The sequence below is a fragment of the Saccharicrinis sp. 156 genome, assembly GCF_050589685.1.
Taxonomy (GTDB): domain Bacteria; phylum Bacteroidota; class Bacteroidia; order Bacteroidales; family Marinilabiliaceae; genus Saccharicrinis.
The window spans coordinates 11830-25588 of record NZ_JBNGOS010000040.1; the positions used below are offsets into that span (position 1 = coordinate 11830).

Consider the following 13759-nt stretch of genomic DNA (forward strand, 5'->3'; position numbering starts at 1 on the left):
CGCCCTTCAACAATCCCGGATAATTATTTGGGTAAAAGGGAGTGAGTTATTTCATTGTTGAGCGTAAAATATTTAATTACCTTTGCGAGCCTAAAAAACACTATACTATAAAATATTATTGTTGCCATGAGCGATAAAACATATCAATTAAACACGATTGAAGAGGCCATTGATGCCATCAAAAAAGGAGAGCTTATCATTGTTATCGACGATGAAGACAGAGAGAATGAGGGAGATTTTATTGCCGCCGGCGAGTTGATGACACCTGAAAAGGTAAACTTTATGGCAACACATGGCCGGGGTTTGATTTGTACCCCAATTACGGAAAAACGTTGCCAAGAACTGGATTTGGAATTGATGGTAGGCAAAAATACCGCACTTCATGCTACTCCTTTCACTGTTTCGGTTGATCTTAACGGACATGGGTGTACAACGGGCATCTCCGCATCGGATAGAGCCAAAACCATTTTAGCCCTGTGCGACAAAAAAACTCAGCCTGAAGACCTGGGTAGACCCGGACACATATTCCCTTTAAAAGCCAAAGAAAGAGGAGTTCTGCGAAGAGCTGGACATACCGAAGCGGCAGTGGATCTTGCCAGGTTGGCAGGCCTTTCGCCTGTTGCCGTTTTGGTGGAGATAATGAACGAGGACGGCACCATGGCCCGACTTCCCGAACTTGTGGAGATAGCCAAAAAATTTAATCTGAAACTGATTACCATTAAGGATCTGATTGCCTATAGACTTAAAAAAGAAAGTTTGGTCATAAAAGGTGTTCAGGTAAATATGCCCACTGAATACGGCGACTTCCAATTTATACCCTTTAAACAAAAATCCAATGGACTGGAACATATGGCCTTGATAAAAGGAGAATGGGAAGCTGACGAACCAATTTTAGTTCGAGTACACTCCTCGTGTGCTACAGGAGATATTTTCCATTCGAAACGATGTGAATGCGGTGAGCAGTTGCACAAAGCTATGGAAGCCATTGAGAGCGAAGGGAAAGGTGTTATCGTATATATGAACCAGGAAGGACGAGGAATAGGCTTAATGAACAAGATAAAAGCCTACAAACTTCAGGAAGAAGGCATGGATACCGTTGATGCAAATGTTGAACTGGGATTTGAAGCCGACGAAAGAGACTATGGTGTTGGCGCACAAATATTAAGGGAACTGGGCGTGTGCAAAATGAGATTGATGAGCAACAACCCGATTAAGCGTATTGGACTGCAAGGTTACGGGCTTGAAGTAGTTGAAAACATACCCATTGAAGTAAAACCCAATCCTTATAACGAGTTTTATATGAAAACCAAAAAGGAAAAAATGGGACATAACCTGGAATTTTTCAAGTACGAAAAAAAAATATAGTTACAACCGCTAAGGCGATTTAAACGAATTAAAAAAAGACAAGCTTCTCCAATCGAGAACCTTGTCTTTTTTTATGAGATATAAATCAGAAAGTTTTACAAAACAAAATACGTACCTCTAATATAATCCGGGTTTAAAGGATAAACACACTTCCTCCAATATTATCTTGGCGAGCTCCGGTAACTGACGACAAACAGTTTACTTGTTCTTCCATTCTCAAAACACCCAGGAATGCAAAAATCAGAGCTTCCTTAAAATCAACGACTTGTTTGTCTGGAATTACTAGCTCGGTTTCCGCAAAACCGGAAATTAGTTTCATCAGATACGTATTGAACGTGCCACCTCCGGTAAAAAGGGCGCTTCCAATCTTATTTTTGTTTAGGACATGGGCTATCTGTTGCGCAAAATGAAAGTAGCATGTCGCCAATTTATCCTTTGCATTAATGTGTTCATACTTATTTAAAACAGGGTTAAAAACCTCCTCCACCCATTCCCTGGCTAATGACTTTGGCTCGGAAACCTGATAATAGTTGAGCTTGTTTAATTCATCCAACATACTTTCATTCATTTTCCCTTGGGCTCCAAGCTCTCCTCCTTTGTCATATGCATGTCCGAACCCATTATTTACCAAATCGTTGAGCACAATATTAACCGGACAAATATCAAACGCAATACGGTTGTCCTTATCTTCGTACGATATGTTAGCGAAACCACCAAGATTAACACAAGCCCCGTAATGTCCAAACAAAAGTCTATCGCCCATGGGAACCAAAGGAGCACCTTGTCCCCCAAACGCGATATCCAGGGTTCTAAAATCGGAAACAACATTTAAACCGCTCCCTGCCGCAATCTGAGCTCCACAACCAATCTGGAATGTAACATTTTTCCCGGGTTCGTGAAAAACCGTATGCCCATGCGATGCCACAAAATCGATCCCTATCTCATCGGAAACAAATTTGGCCACTTCTTGCCCCATATATTGGCCATACCGTCGGTGCAGTTCAACAAAGTCGTATGCGCTTAAACGCTGCGCACGGGACAAATCCTCTATCATCTTTCCGGAATATTCAACCGTTTTCCCCTTTAGAATCTTAAAATCCCATACATTCCGGGAACGCACAAATTCACTTAAAACCAAATCCAAACCATCAAGCGAAGTTCCACTCATTAATCCAACTGCCTTATATGTGTTTTTATTGTCCATAAACTATAAAACGATTTACGAATTCAAATAGATGACTTTAATCTTGCTTCATCTATAAAATAATGTTTAAATTAGGATATCTTATTAAACTATTCAAATATACTATTATGCTAGATTTATCTACCTCTTATATGGGACTTAAACTCAAAAGCCCTATAATAGCCGCTGCTTCGGGATTAACCAATTCGTTACATGACATTATCGAACTAGAAAAGCATGGTGCCGGAGCCGTAGTGTTGAAATCATTGTTTGAAGAGGAGATTGTTACTGAAATGGAGCATGAGTTAAACAAGATGCACTCAGAAAATTATTTGTATCCCGAAACCATGGAGTTTTATGAGTCGTATGATGTGGAAGATACGTTAACCCAATATTTAAAGCTTATTACGGATTGCAAGCAAAACACACAAATACCGGTTATTGCCAGTATCAATTGCCTCACTGCTCACAATTGGCCTTACTTCGCTAAGTCTCTTGAAGATGCCGGTGCCGATGGACTGGAACTTAACATATCCATCTTACCTTCGGATCCTGAATCGACAAGTGCTGAAAACGAAAAAGTATATTTCGAGATCATTAATGCGGTTAAAAAGGAAGTCTCTATACCTATCTCCATTAAAATAAGTAATTACTTCTCTAATCTGGCAGCGATGCTCACTCGATTTTCCAACGCAGGTGTGGATGGTATCGTCCTTTTCAACAGGTTTTATTCTCCCGATATTGATATTGACTCCTTTGACATTGTCCCGGCCAATAAATTCAGCTCTCCAACGGATTATATTATGCCGCTGAGATGGATTGCCATTATGAGCGATCGTGTAGAGTGCGATTTATCCGCATCAACGGGCATTCACGATGGCAATACCTTAATAAAAATGCTCCTGGCCGGAGCTTCAACCGTTCAGGTTGCTTCTACACTCTACAAAAACGGTTTTGCGCATATCCAGTTAATGCTAAACGACTTAAAAACCTGGATGATGAAAAAGGATTTTAGCACAATTGAACAAATAAAAGGAATGCTTAGTCAGTCAAAAGCAATAAACCCAGCTGGATACCTTAGAATTCAGTTCATGAAACATTTTTCGGAGAAATAATCGTTGGCAATGAGCCAATGGATCGTGGCTTTTATCTATTTTTCTATCTTTGCAAAAAACAGAGAATGGATTATATCGATGACTACTATCCGCAAAAGCCTTTAAAGGAAGGTGTGGATTTTATGATGGACCCACGCGGTTTTAGGATAATGACAAAAAAATATCTGTCAGAACGGGGTTATTGCTGCGGTAACGGATGCAAGTACTGTCCTTATCACCCCAAACATCAAAAAGGAAATACTTCGTTGGAGTAAATGTAGATAGGTATAAAGTCGGAACGATGAATGCATAAAAGATGAATGCCTCTGGTATTCAACAAGGAACAACTAATACAGCAAACTACTAACAGCCAATCATCAATAGCTAAAAACCAAATCAGAACATGTCAATAAATAAAGAAGATTTACGTATCGTTTTTATGGGCACCCCCGAATTTGCGGTTGAAAGCCTGAGGATTCTTGTGGAGAACCAATATAATGTGGTAGGTGTCATCACGGTACCTGATAAACCGGCAGGAAGAGGGCAGAAGATCAAAACTTCACCGGTCAAGGACTATGCGATGCAGCATAACATACCCGTATTACAGCCAGAAAAACTGAGAGCGGAATCCTTCCTGGAGGAGCTGCGGGCTTTAAAAGCCGATTTACAAGTAATTGTGGCCTTTAGGATGCTGCCGGAAGTAGTATGGAATATGCCACGTTTGGGCACATTCAATCTTCACGGGTCGTTATTACCACAGTACCGTGGTGCCGCCCCTATCAACTGGGCGGTAATGAATGGCGACAAGGAAACAGGTGTAACTACCTTCTTCCTTCAGCACGAAATTGATACCGGCAATATCATCGACCAAAAAAAGATGCCCATAACTGACGAAGACACAGCAGGATCGGTTCACGATAAGATGATGGTACTGGGGGCTGAGCTGGTATTGGAAACGGTTGACAAAATTCGTAAAGGCACCGTTGAAACTAAAACACAGGATGACCTGATTGGCAAGAACACAGTGTTAAATCCGGCACCCAAAATATTTAAAGAGGACTGTAAAATTGATTGGTCACAACCTTTGGAGCAAGTACACAACAAAATAAGAGGACTCAGCCCCTACCCTGCCGCCTGGACGGAAATTATAAACACAAATGGCAAAAAACTCGGCCTTAAGATATTTGAAACTGAAATTAAGGAAGACAACCTGAAACCAATTGGCACCATCATTACCGATGGAAAATCCACCATCGAGATTTCGGGCAATGGAGGAACCTTAAAAATACATATACTTCAATTAGCCGGCAAAAAGCGCATGACAGCTAAAGAGTTTTTAAACGGATTTAAAGAATTGGATCATTGCCAGATTGCTTTCTGACAACTCAAGATATTATTGTGCTTATGCCCGAACAACTCCTTAATTCGTAATTTCTTAGGCTATTATACTATGATTTATTTTAAATTGCTCGTCATCATTTTTAATGCATTCATAAAAAGAATCTTGATTAGAGGCTAATAAAAATTGACAAAATGGTTTATAGGATGTTATCTTATTAGAAGATATCGATTAATTACAAAAACCAATTTGTTATGAGAAAGCTTTTTACACTAGTTACACTTTTTGTTTTCGCTACATGCGCTTACGCGCAGGAAGGTTATTTGGGTGAAATAAAAATGTTCGCCGGTAATTTTGCACCCAGGAACTGGGCCTTGTGCGATGGACAACTTTTACTTATTAATCAAAACCAGTCTTTGTTCTCCATTTTAGGAACCACGTATGGAGGCGATGGAAGAACCACTTTTGCCTTACCCGATTTAAGAGGTCGCCTGGCAGTGCATGAAGGGAATGGCCCCGGACTATCTCCCAGGACACTAGGACAAAAAGGAGGAACAGAAACCGAGACACTGACGGTGAACCAAATGCCAAACCATACGCATGCCCTTGCCGTAACTAACCCGGTTTACAACATGGAAGCCGATTCCGATGATCCTACCGGGAAATATCCGGCTATGTCGGGTGAGAACATGTATTCTACACATCATAATGCAGAAGCGGCCGGCCCTGTTGTTCAGATCGGAAATACCGGTGGCAATCAAGCCATCAACAATATGCAACCCTATACCTGTATTAATTACATCATATGTTTATATGGCTTATTTCCCCCACGAAACTAGGAGATTCTCCATTGTACTTAAAAACATTTTTCAATTAAAAGCTTAAGAACATGAAAAAACATATACTTATTGTATGCTTATTAATTACTTCGACTGGTATTATGGCACAGGAACCTTTTATTGGAGAGGTAAGGATGTTTGCCGGAAATTACGAACCAAGAGGCTGGGCCTTTTGTGATGGTCAGTTGTTATCAATAGCCAATAATAGCGCACTGTTCTCTATCTTAGGAACCACCTACGGAGGAGATGGAAGAACTACCTTTGCTTTGCCCGACCTGCGCAGCAGAGTGCCAATGCACCCTGGTCAGGGTCCGGGATTAAGCCGGAGAGTATTGGGAGAAAAGAGCGGCACAGAAAACAACACCCTTAACATAACGCAGCTCCCGTCCCATTCTCATAGTGTATCCATTGTTAATCACGTATATGATGATGAAGCCAATTCGGATGACCCGACAGGTACATATCCGGCGGTTTCGGGAGAGAATATGTACTCTACCAATCAAAATGCCAATGGGGGCGCTCCAAACGTATCAATTGGGAATACGGGCGCAAACCAGGCTGTGAATAATGTGCAGCCCTATATTACGGTGAATTATATCATCGCATTAACTGGTATTTACCCTTCCCGAAACTAAAATGGTAAGCTATGAAAAAAATATTTTTTATAATGGTGACCTTTCTAATCACAATGGTTAGCCATACTCAAACAATCCTGGAAGAAGGAGATATCGCGTTTATCGCGATAAACAGCGATGGTAGCACGGATGATTTTTCTTTTGTTCTGCTCAATAATGTAGTTACAGATACCAAAATAAACTTTACAGACAACGGCTGGACAGCCACCGGAGAATTTAACAGTGAATATCCCGAAAGTCATTTTACCTGGACTGCCTCATCGGAAGTATTGGCAGGGGAAGTAATCCGGGTTAAAACCTACAATGGGGTTCAGTTACCTGAAGCCTCCAATGGTGTAATTACCGGTGATAAAATGACCTTGTCGGTAGCGGGAGACCAGATACTGGCTTATCAGGGTGAGAAATCCAATCCCAGATTTATTGCAGGGATAAATTATAATCAGAACTGGATAGATAAACCCCAGGATTCATTTGACGAACATTCTTACTCTAATTCTACTTCCGATTTACCTCCTAACCTGACCATAGGTGTAGATGCTGTTCATGTTTATCATGGTTTTTCTTTTGTGGAAAATGACAACGCCATGTACACTTGTGCAAAAACAATGGGAACCAAAGAGGAGTTACTGGTAGTGATTAATAACGTTGAAAATTGGGACACCGACAATTCGACTCCTTTTGCACAGGATCCATTTCCTTGCAGTTTTACGGTTGACGAACCTACTGTAGCTGAACTAATTTCCATTGAGGACATGGGGATATACCCTCTCCCTGCTTCCACTGATTTAACATTGAAAGTGATTACCAATACGGATTTGCAAGGATTTATCTATAATAGTACCGGTATGCAGGTAAAACAATTTATTTATCCGGCCTATCGGGGAGATTACAGAATAAATATAGCGGATTTACCCAATGGTATGTATATCTTAAAACTTCAAAATCCTCGTAGCGACCTTTCTAAAAAGCTGATTATACAGCATTAAAGATATGAGGATAGGGTATTTTATGGCAGTAGAACCTTTTAATGCTATTTTATGAATGGCTTTAACAGCTAAATTCAGATTAAGAGGTATACATATTATGGTTTCAATGTATAAAGTTGACATATAGAATACACGCTAAACATAAAAGCAAAAGATATTCAGAATACTCAAATATCTTTTGCTTTTATGTTTAGGCTTATTAGCTACAATTTACATTTTTTGTTTTATGGCCTTCCCTCAACCTTACATTTTCTAATGGGAACCATGCGTAAGGTTTCCTTTGGGAAAAATACAGGTGTGCGCTGGGAATAATGTTTGAAAAACGAAATCCCCCGGTTGGTGATTTTTTGCAGCGCTATTTTTTTCGTTTTCTAAGCTGAATATACTGTCCTGTTTCTATTTTATCCCCCTCCGACAGTTCGTTATAACGATTAAGTCGGTTTAACTTCACACCATATTTATTGGAGATGTATTGCAACGTTTCGCCCTCTTTAACTTTATGAAAACTATGTTTTCGATGAGCTTTGTTTCGTTTAGGTTGCACATAAATATATTTGAACTCCGAAATATGTGCATCTTCCGGCAGGTCGTTATAGGTGTATAACTCCCAGCTTTTCAACCCAAATTCACGACTTATTTTTTCAAAAGTGTCCCCATCCTGTACGGTCACATATTTAACACCATTATTAAGTTTAACCTGATGAGCACCGAAGGCATCTATGGTAAAATCATCGTCCGATGAAGTCTTTAAAATGGATTTGTCGCTACCACCCCAGTTCCGCACAAATGTCCCCCCCTTATCAAATTGGTGCAGGTCGTTTTCCTCAATAATATCGATTAATCGGTGCGCATATTTGGGGTCGGTGGCGTATCCTGCCTTTTTAAGTCCTTTTGCCCAGCCTTTGTAATCGGTAGTTTTTAAGTCGAACAACGAAGCATAACGTTTTTTCCCCGTTAAAAAATCAGAATGGTCGATATAGGACTGATAAACGTTTTTGTACTTTCTAAAACACTCCCCTTTGCGGTCGTCATCGTGGTAAACTTTTCTGCCGCTCCAATCGTTATGGCATTTGATGCCAAAGTGATTATTGGATTTACGGGCCAAAGTGGAATTACCGTTTCCCGACTCCAGCATCCCTTGTGCCAAGGTTATACTGGCGGGAATTCCCACACGGTTCATTTCTTTTATGGCCAGTTCGTGATATTCTTGGATATATTGTACACGACTTTTGCTTTGTGCTAATAGAACTACCGAACTTGCAAAGAACACTATGAATAGTGACAAACGAAGCATATTTTTCATTGTAATCTTTAATTGTGAGTTAACGACAAATATAAAAAAATTGATGATTCAGTTTCAAGACTTTCTTTATTCAGTTGAATTATCCCAAATCTGTTATTACCGATTTCAACAATCATTCCAATAATTAAAACGTAAAATTGTGATTATGTTGCATTAATACTACTTTTGAAACAAATAGAAAAATATGAAGCTTTTAAAAATCGTTACAAAAATTAAGCAATACAACAATATTCAAGAACTCCCCGACGAAGAAATTGAACTTTTAAACAAAGCCAGAGAGGCAGCTGAAAATTCATATTCTCCTTATTCAAACTTTAAAGTAGGTGCAGCTCTATTGCTCGAAAATGGAGAAGTTGTCACCGGCAACAACCAAGAAAACGCAGCCTATCCATCAGGTATTTGTGCCGAACGAACGGCTATTTTTTGGGCGAATGCCCAATACCCCGATGTGGCCGTAAAATCCATGGCCGTGACTGCCATAAAAAAAGGGAATCTGGTATCCACCCCTCTCTCCCCCTGCGGTTCATGCCGCCAAGTGATGTTAGAAACCGAAACCCGTTTCCACAACAGCATTAAGACCATTTTAGATAGCAGTTCTGAAATATGGGTAGTGGATTCTGCCAAAGATATGATGCCTTTATATTTTAACGGGAAAGATTTGGAATAACAGTAGGTAGTTTTTAGTCTGCTGTTGACTGTCGTAGCTGGTAAATGATACCCAATAGCGAATGACTTTGAACCGGAGACTGATAACTGTTAAACAACATTCTCAAATTCCCGCCAAAGCGGATCTTCTTTGGGGACGGGAGCTTCAATAACCACAAGCTCTTTTTTTACGGGGTGTTCGAATTCTATTCTTCGGGCATGAAGATTAATGCCTCCACCCTTGTTGGAGCGAGGCGCACCATATTTTAAATCGCCTTTTATGGGACAACCGATCTTTGCCAGTTGACAACGGATTTGATGATGCCTCCCTGTTTCCAAATCAATTTCCAACATATGATAATTGGCCGAACTGGAAATCAGTTTATAATTTAACACCGCTTCTTTAGAATTCTTACGAGGCGTATCATAGGCACTGGAACGGTTTTTCTCCTGATTCTTGATCAAATGATGGGTCAACTTTCCCGAATCTTGTTCCGGCAGGTTTTTAACAATGGCCCAATAGGTTTTCTTAATCTGTTTTTCAAGAAACATCTTACTTAAACGGGTTGCCGCTTTGCTGGTACGGGCAAAAAGCACTACACCACTTACCGGACGGTCGATACGGTGCACCACACCCAAATATACATCACCTGGTTTATTGTATTTATTTTTAACATAGGCCTTCACCTTATCCGATAAGGCCTCGTCGCCGGTTTTATCACCCTGAACTATTTCAGCGTTCGATTTATTAACGGCAATAATATGATTGTCTTCAAAAAGTATTTCCATTTTTTTCAGTTAGCAGTTAGCAGTTAGCAGTTAGCAGTTTCATTGTTCACTGATAACCATTTGCTGATGACTGTAATTAATATTGTTCCCGTTCGTTGGGGAAGTCTACGGATTTAACGTCCTCTATATAGTTACCTACAGCTCCGCTGATCTCGGCAAACAAGTTATGGTATCTGCGCAAAAATCGTGGTGAAAACTCCTGGTTGATGCCCAGCATATCATGTAATACCAGTACTTGGCCATCTACTCCACTACCCGCTCCAATACCAATTATTGGAATCGTCAGCTCATCTGCCACCCTCCTGGCCAAATCCGCAGGTATTTTCTCCAACACAATAGCATAACAACCGGCCTCTTGCAGCAAATGTGCATCTTCAATCAGTTTTTTAGCTTCTTCTTCCTGTTTGGCTCTTACGGTATAAGTGCCAAATTTATGAATAGATTGTGGTGTCAATCCAAGATGGCCCATCACAGGAATACCAGCGGACAATATTCTTGAGATACATTCAACCACTTCGGCTCCACCTTCCAACTTAACGGTGTCAGCTGCCGTTTCCTTCATAATTCGAATAGCCGACGACAAGGCCTCCTTTGAATTACCCTGATAGGTACCAAAAGGCATATCTACTACCACCAATGCTCTGTTTACACCACGAACTACTGAAGCGCCATGATATATCATCTGATCTAACGTTATTGGCAATGTAGTCTCCCATCCAGCCATCACATTCGAAGCTGAATCACCCACCAGAATAACATCAACTCCTGCCTGATCAACAATTTTAGCCAATGAAAAGTCATAGGCTGTCAACATGGCAATTTTTTCTTTATTGTGCTTCATTTCACTCAACACGTGAGTGGTCACCTTTCTTTGGCGATTCATCGCTACCGACATGATTAATGATTTTTGTGTTTGACGCGGCAAAGTTAATAAATTGTTGGCTGCACTTGGCAAGAAATTTGAAAACAGTTACGCTTAAAATAAATAAATTGTATTTTGCGTCGTTTAAAAGGTAATTTTATACCCTTTAAAAAAAAGAATTCTATTACTTATTAAGACTAAAATATCATACAAACTCGTTGTAATGTTGCCATTGAATATGCAAATTGTAAGTTTATACCTTGGTTTTATTTTCAAAATGGGTTCATTTGTTGATTCTGCCGTTCTAAATTGATTTTATTACTTTAGTTTTATGTTTTCGTATAAAAAAAACACCAGTGTTTTACTACTGATATTTATATTTATAGTTCTAACTGCTTTTAATATAAATAAAGCTTTCCATATCGATGATACCTTTCATTTAGAAGCTGCTCAACTTATTCAACAAAACCACGAGAAAGCAATGCATGGCTTAATCAATTGGTATGGAACTTCAAGTCCATTATATTCTTTTAATCAACCCCCTTTATTTTTTTATTTGTTAGCCATCTATACCAACATATTCGGTTTCTCCGAAATAAGTTTACATATCCTAATGTCTATTTTCGTCTTAATTAGCTTAATAGCATTTAACAAAATTATAAACTCATTAAATGTAAAAAACAAACACTACCTACTCGTATTATTTGGACTTTCAACTCCCTTAATCGTGAACCAGAATGTAATGACTGACATTCCTATTTTGTCCTTGATATTATTTAGTTGTTACTATTCTTTAGTAGCCCTAAACCCAGATAAAAAACATTACTATTGGTTCAGTGCTATACTTCTATCTTTAGGGATAATGATTAAATATAGTACATTACCTTTTCTTGGCGCATTAGGTTTAATAATAATCTTGCGAAAAGACTATAAGTACCTTCTGGCATTTCTTATTCCTATATCTGTTATTTTAACCTGGTCGTTTTTTAATTACTTCGATTATGGTTCTGTTCATATTCTAGACCGACCTGCCAATTCTTTTCATCCTAAAATAGTAACTTCTTTTTTGATATGCATCGGTGCAATATCTCCTTTTTCCTTGGCTTTTATTTCAGCTTATAAGCCATTCAAAAATACAGACAATAAATTATATGCGGTAATTGCAATCGGATTGGTATGGATCCTATGGTCTTTGTACTCTCCTATAAAATATCAACTTCAAAAAATAGTTTTAGTGGTTCTTTTTGGTATAAATGGCCTGATAGCATTGTCTCCTATCTATAGCCGTTTATTAATGCTTATTAAAACAAGAAATAAGAACTCTGTTCTCTCGCCTCATCCTGACATATTTATCTATGCAATTAGCATCTGCACGTTTTTAGTACTTTTTGCTCCTTTTATGGCAACGCGACATATATTATTGCTATTACCTTTCCTTCTTATTCTCGGGGATCCATTATTCACACATGCGGGAAAGGCCATCAAATACATCTCAATTATAACATCTGTAGCTTTAGGTCTTGCTCTTGGTATTTCCGATTGGCATTTCGCTAATTTTTATCGAGTTGTACAAAATAAACTTCAACTACCTATGCATAAAAACATATACTATACCGGTCATTGGGGTTGGCAATGGTATGCCAATAAAAATAAACTGAAACAATTTGATGCTAATTATTCGAAACTAAAACCTGGCGATTATCTGATTTACCCATCGCAGGTGACTAGATACCCCCTTCCCGATTCTATTCCCAAAAAACTTGTTCTGGCATACTATGAGCAGCCAGGAATAGAAACTTTCTTTTACGTGAGCAATGCTGGCTTATATGCCTCTGGCAATAGAAACCCTGTATGGTGTCTTTTACACACTCCAATTGATACTATTAAAGTTTATAAAGTTACAGAGGAATAAAAATCACATTAAAAAATGTATAAATTTTAATTTAGGTCGTTTATTTTTATGCAAAACTTGGAATTTAAACAACACACACTTTAATTATTAAATCATGAAGACAATTATTATTTCAGTAGTTACTTTCTTTTTAATTACAATATCCATTAATGCCCAACCATTAACTTTTGAACAACAAGACATTGGCATTGCTGTTGGCGTCCCTTCTATGAATGACAACATGTACACTTCCCAGTCCCCCGCTATTACAATCCACTATGAATATGGGTTAAGCGACAAAATTGGCATGGGTTATATTGGCGTTGGCGGATTACTGTCTATGGCCGGTGGCGAATACAACAACAGTATTCTAAACACATCCTTTTCGGTTGACTATAGCCAAACTTTAATTGGTCCAAGAGCTGTCTATCATTTTGACATGGTGGATTTGACCGGAAGTCAGGAATGGAGAAATATTGATGTTTATGGCGGTGCTTTTCTGGGACTAAAGTTCGAAAGGGCCAAATACACAAATCCCAACACACAAAACAACGTGAAAGATAATGATACCACGTTGGCTACCGATCTGTTTGCGGGCATCCGATATGGTTTCAACAAGAATATTGGCGCCTTCGCCGAACTTGGCTTTGGGGTAAGTTACTTTAGCGTTGGTGTAAACTGGAGGTTGTAAGCACGAAAGTTAATTTAAAGATATCCCGTAGTTATATTAACTGGCATAACATGATGATCTTGATACTATAGTGTAGATTCGAAAATATTTTTATAACTTTTAGCTTATTATTTTTGGGGATGAGTTCTGAAGGTTGT

The 13759-nt window shown here is 39.0% G+C and carries 14 protein-coding genes; 10 read left to right on the forward strand and 4 right to left on the reverse strand.

The window, feature by feature from the left end:
• The first annotated feature begins 126 nt into the window (after positions 1-126).
• Positions 127-1365 (forward strand): bifunctional 3,4-dihydroxy-2-butanone-4-phosphate synthase/GTP cyclohydrolase II, encoded by a 1239-nt coding sequence (locus ACRD64_RS20605; protein ID WP_430935596.1) that lies wholly within the window; start codon positions 127-129, stop codon positions 1363-1365.
• A 133-nt stretch (positions 1366-1498) separates the two neighbouring features.
• On the opposite strand, the gene ACRD64_RS20610 is transcribed toward ACRD64_RS20605, so the two are convergent.
• Positions 1499-2569: an anhydro-N-acetylmuramic acid kinase gene (locus ACRD64_RS20610; RefSeq protein ID WP_430935598.1), complete on the reverse strand. Its 1071-nt coding sequence runs from the start codon at positions 2567-2569 to the stop codon at positions 1499-1501.
• 107 nt (positions 2570-2676) lie between these two features.
• Here ACRD64_RS20610 and ACRD64_RS20615 point away from each other — a divergent pair, with 107 nt between their 5' ends.
• The 6 genes from ACRD64_RS20615 (at position 2677) to ACRD64_RS20640 (ending at position 7441) form a co-directional block, all read left to right on the forward strand.
• Positions 2677-3663, forward strand: coding sequence for a dihydroorotate dehydrogenase-like protein (locus ACRD64_RS20615; protein ID WP_430935600.1), 987 nt, complete (start codon positions 2677-2679; stop codon positions 3661-3663).
• Positions 3664-3728: 65 nt separating this feature from the next.
• Positions 3729-3917 (forward strand): DUF5522 domain-containing protein, encoded by a 189-nt coding sequence (locus tag ACRD64_RS20620; RefSeq protein ID WP_430935602.1) that lies wholly within the window; start codon positions 3729-3731, stop codon positions 3915-3917.
• A 128-nt stretch (positions 3918-4045) separates the two neighbouring features.
• The gene (gene fmt, locus ACRD64_RS20625) at positions 4046-5023 is read left to right on the forward strand and encodes a methionyl-tRNA formyltransferase (RefSeq protein ID WP_430935604.1); all 978 of its coding nucleotides are present in this window, start codon (positions 4046-4048) and stop codon (positions 5021-5023) included.
• A gap of 212 nt (positions 5024-5235) precedes the next feature.
• Positions 5236-5820, forward strand: a complete 585-nt coding sequence (locus ACRD64_RS20630; RefSeq protein ID WP_430935606.1) for a phage tail protein — start codon at positions 5236-5238, stop codon at positions 5818-5820.
• Between the two features lie 50 nt (positions 5821-5870).
• Positions 5871-6455, forward strand: a complete 585-nt coding sequence (locus ACRD64_RS20635) for a phage tail protein (RefSeq protein ID WP_430935608.1) — start codon at positions 5871-5873, stop codon at positions 6453-6455.
• A gap of 11 nt (positions 6456-6466) precedes the next feature.
• The gene (locus ACRD64_RS20640) at positions 6467-7441 is read left to right on the forward strand and encodes a T9SS type A sorting domain-containing protein (RefSeq protein ID WP_430935610.1); all 975 of its coding nucleotides are present in this window, start codon (positions 6467-6469) and stop codon (positions 7439-7441) included.
• A gap of 355 nt (positions 7442-7796) precedes the next feature.
• On the opposite strand, the gene ACRD64_RS20645 is transcribed toward ACRD64_RS20640, so the two are convergent.
• Complete coding sequence (locus tag ACRD64_RS20645) at positions 7797-8744, reverse strand: glucosaminidase domain-containing protein (RefSeq protein ID WP_430935612.1); 948 nt, start codon at positions 8742-8744, stop codon at positions 7797-7799.
• Between the two features lie 184 nt (positions 8745-8928).
• On the opposite strand from ACRD64_RS20645, the gene ACRD64_RS20650 reads away from it, so the two are divergent.
• A complete protein-coding gene (locus tag ACRD64_RS20650) occupies positions 8929-9411 on the forward strand; it encodes a cytidine deaminase (RefSeq protein WP_430935614.1) in 483 nt (160 codons plus the stop codon).
• An 89-nt stretch (positions 9412-9500) separates the two neighbouring features.
• Here the strand turns inward: ACRD64_RS20650 and ACRD64_RS20655 are convergent, their stop codons facing one another.
• Both ACRD64_RS20655 and panB read right to left on the reverse strand, forming a co-directional pair.
• Positions 9501-10178, reverse strand: coding sequence for an RluA family pseudouridine synthase (locus ACRD64_RS20655; protein WP_430935616.1), 678 nt, complete (start codon positions 10176-10178; stop codon positions 9501-9503).
• 76 nt (positions 10179-10254) lie between these two features.
• The gene (gene panB / locus ACRD64_RS20660) at positions 10255-11073 is read right to left on the reverse strand and encodes a 3-methyl-2-oxobutanoate hydroxymethyltransferase (RefSeq protein WP_430935618.1); all 819 of its coding nucleotides are present in this window, start codon (positions 11071-11073) and stop codon (positions 10255-10257) included.
• 298 nt (positions 11074-11371) lie between these two features.
• On the opposite strand from panB, the gene ACRD64_RS20665 reads away from it, so the two are divergent.
• Complete coding sequence (locus tag ACRD64_RS20665) at positions 11372-12952, forward strand: ArnT family glycosyltransferase (protein WP_430935620.1); 1581 nt, start codon at positions 11372-11374, stop codon at positions 12950-12952.
• A gap of 94 nt (positions 12953-13046) precedes the next feature.
• Positions 13047-13622 carry an outer membrane beta-barrel protein gene (locus tag ACRD64_RS20670; protein ID WP_430935622.1) on the forward strand — a complete coding sequence of 192 codons (576 nt, stop codon included), beginning with the start codon at positions 13047-13049 and terminating at the stop codon, positions 13620-13622.
• Positions 13623-13759: the final 137 nt, after the last annotated feature.

Bases quoted from the DNA above. Each gene is read 5' to 3' on its own strand.
- ACRD64_RS20605 (WP_430935596.1), top strand. From the start codon at position 127: ATGAGCGATAAAACATATCAATTAAACACGATTGAAGAGGCCATTGAT.
- ACRD64_RS20610 (WP_430935598.1), bottom strand. From the start codon at position 2,569: ATGGACAATAAAAACACATATAAGGCAGTTGGATTAATGAGTGGAACT.
- ACRD64_RS20615 (WP_430935600.1), top strand. From the start codon at position 2,677: ATGCTAGATTTATCTACCTCTTATATGGGACTTAAACTCAAAAGCCCT.
- ACRD64_RS20620 (WP_430935602.1), top strand. From the start codon at position 3,729: ATGGATTATATCGATGACTACTATCCGCAAAAGCCTTTAAAGGAAGGT.
- fmt (WP_430935604.1), top strand. From the start codon at position 4,046: ATGTCAATAAATAAAGAAGATTTACGTATCGTTTTTATGGGCACCCCC.
- ACRD64_RS20630 (WP_430935606.1), top strand. From the start codon at position 5,236: ATGAGAAAGCTTTTTACACTAGTTACACTTTTTGTTTTCGCTACATGC.
- ACRD64_RS20635 (WP_430935608.1), top strand. From the start codon at position 5,871: ATGAAAAAACATATACTTATTGTATGCTTATTAATTACTTCGACTGGT.
- ACRD64_RS20640 (WP_430935610.1), top strand. From the start codon at position 6,467: ATGAAAAAAATATTTTTTATAATGGTGACCTTTCTAATCACAATGGTT.
- ACRD64_RS20645 (WP_430935612.1), bottom strand. From the start codon at position 8,744: ATGAAAAATATGCTTCGTTTGTCACTATTCATAGTGTTCTTTGCAAGT.
- ACRD64_RS20650 (WP_430935614.1), top strand. From the start codon at position 8,929: ATGAAGCTTTTAAAAATCGTTACAAAAATTAAGCAATACAACAATATT.
- ACRD64_RS20655 (WP_430935616.1), bottom strand. From the start codon at position 10,178: ATGGAAATACTTTTTGAAGACAATCATATTATTGCCGTTAATAAATCG.
- panB (WP_430935618.1), bottom strand. From the start codon at position 11,073: ATGTCGGTAGCGATGAATCGCCAAAGAAAGGTGACCACTCACGTGTTG.
- ACRD64_RS20665 (WP_430935620.1), top strand. From the start codon at position 11,372: ATGTTTTCGTATAAAAAAAACACCAGTGTTTTACTACTGATATTTATA.
- ACRD64_RS20670 (WP_430935622.1), top strand. From the start codon at position 13,047: ATGAAGACAATTATTATTTCAGTAGTTACTTTCTTTTTAATTACAATA.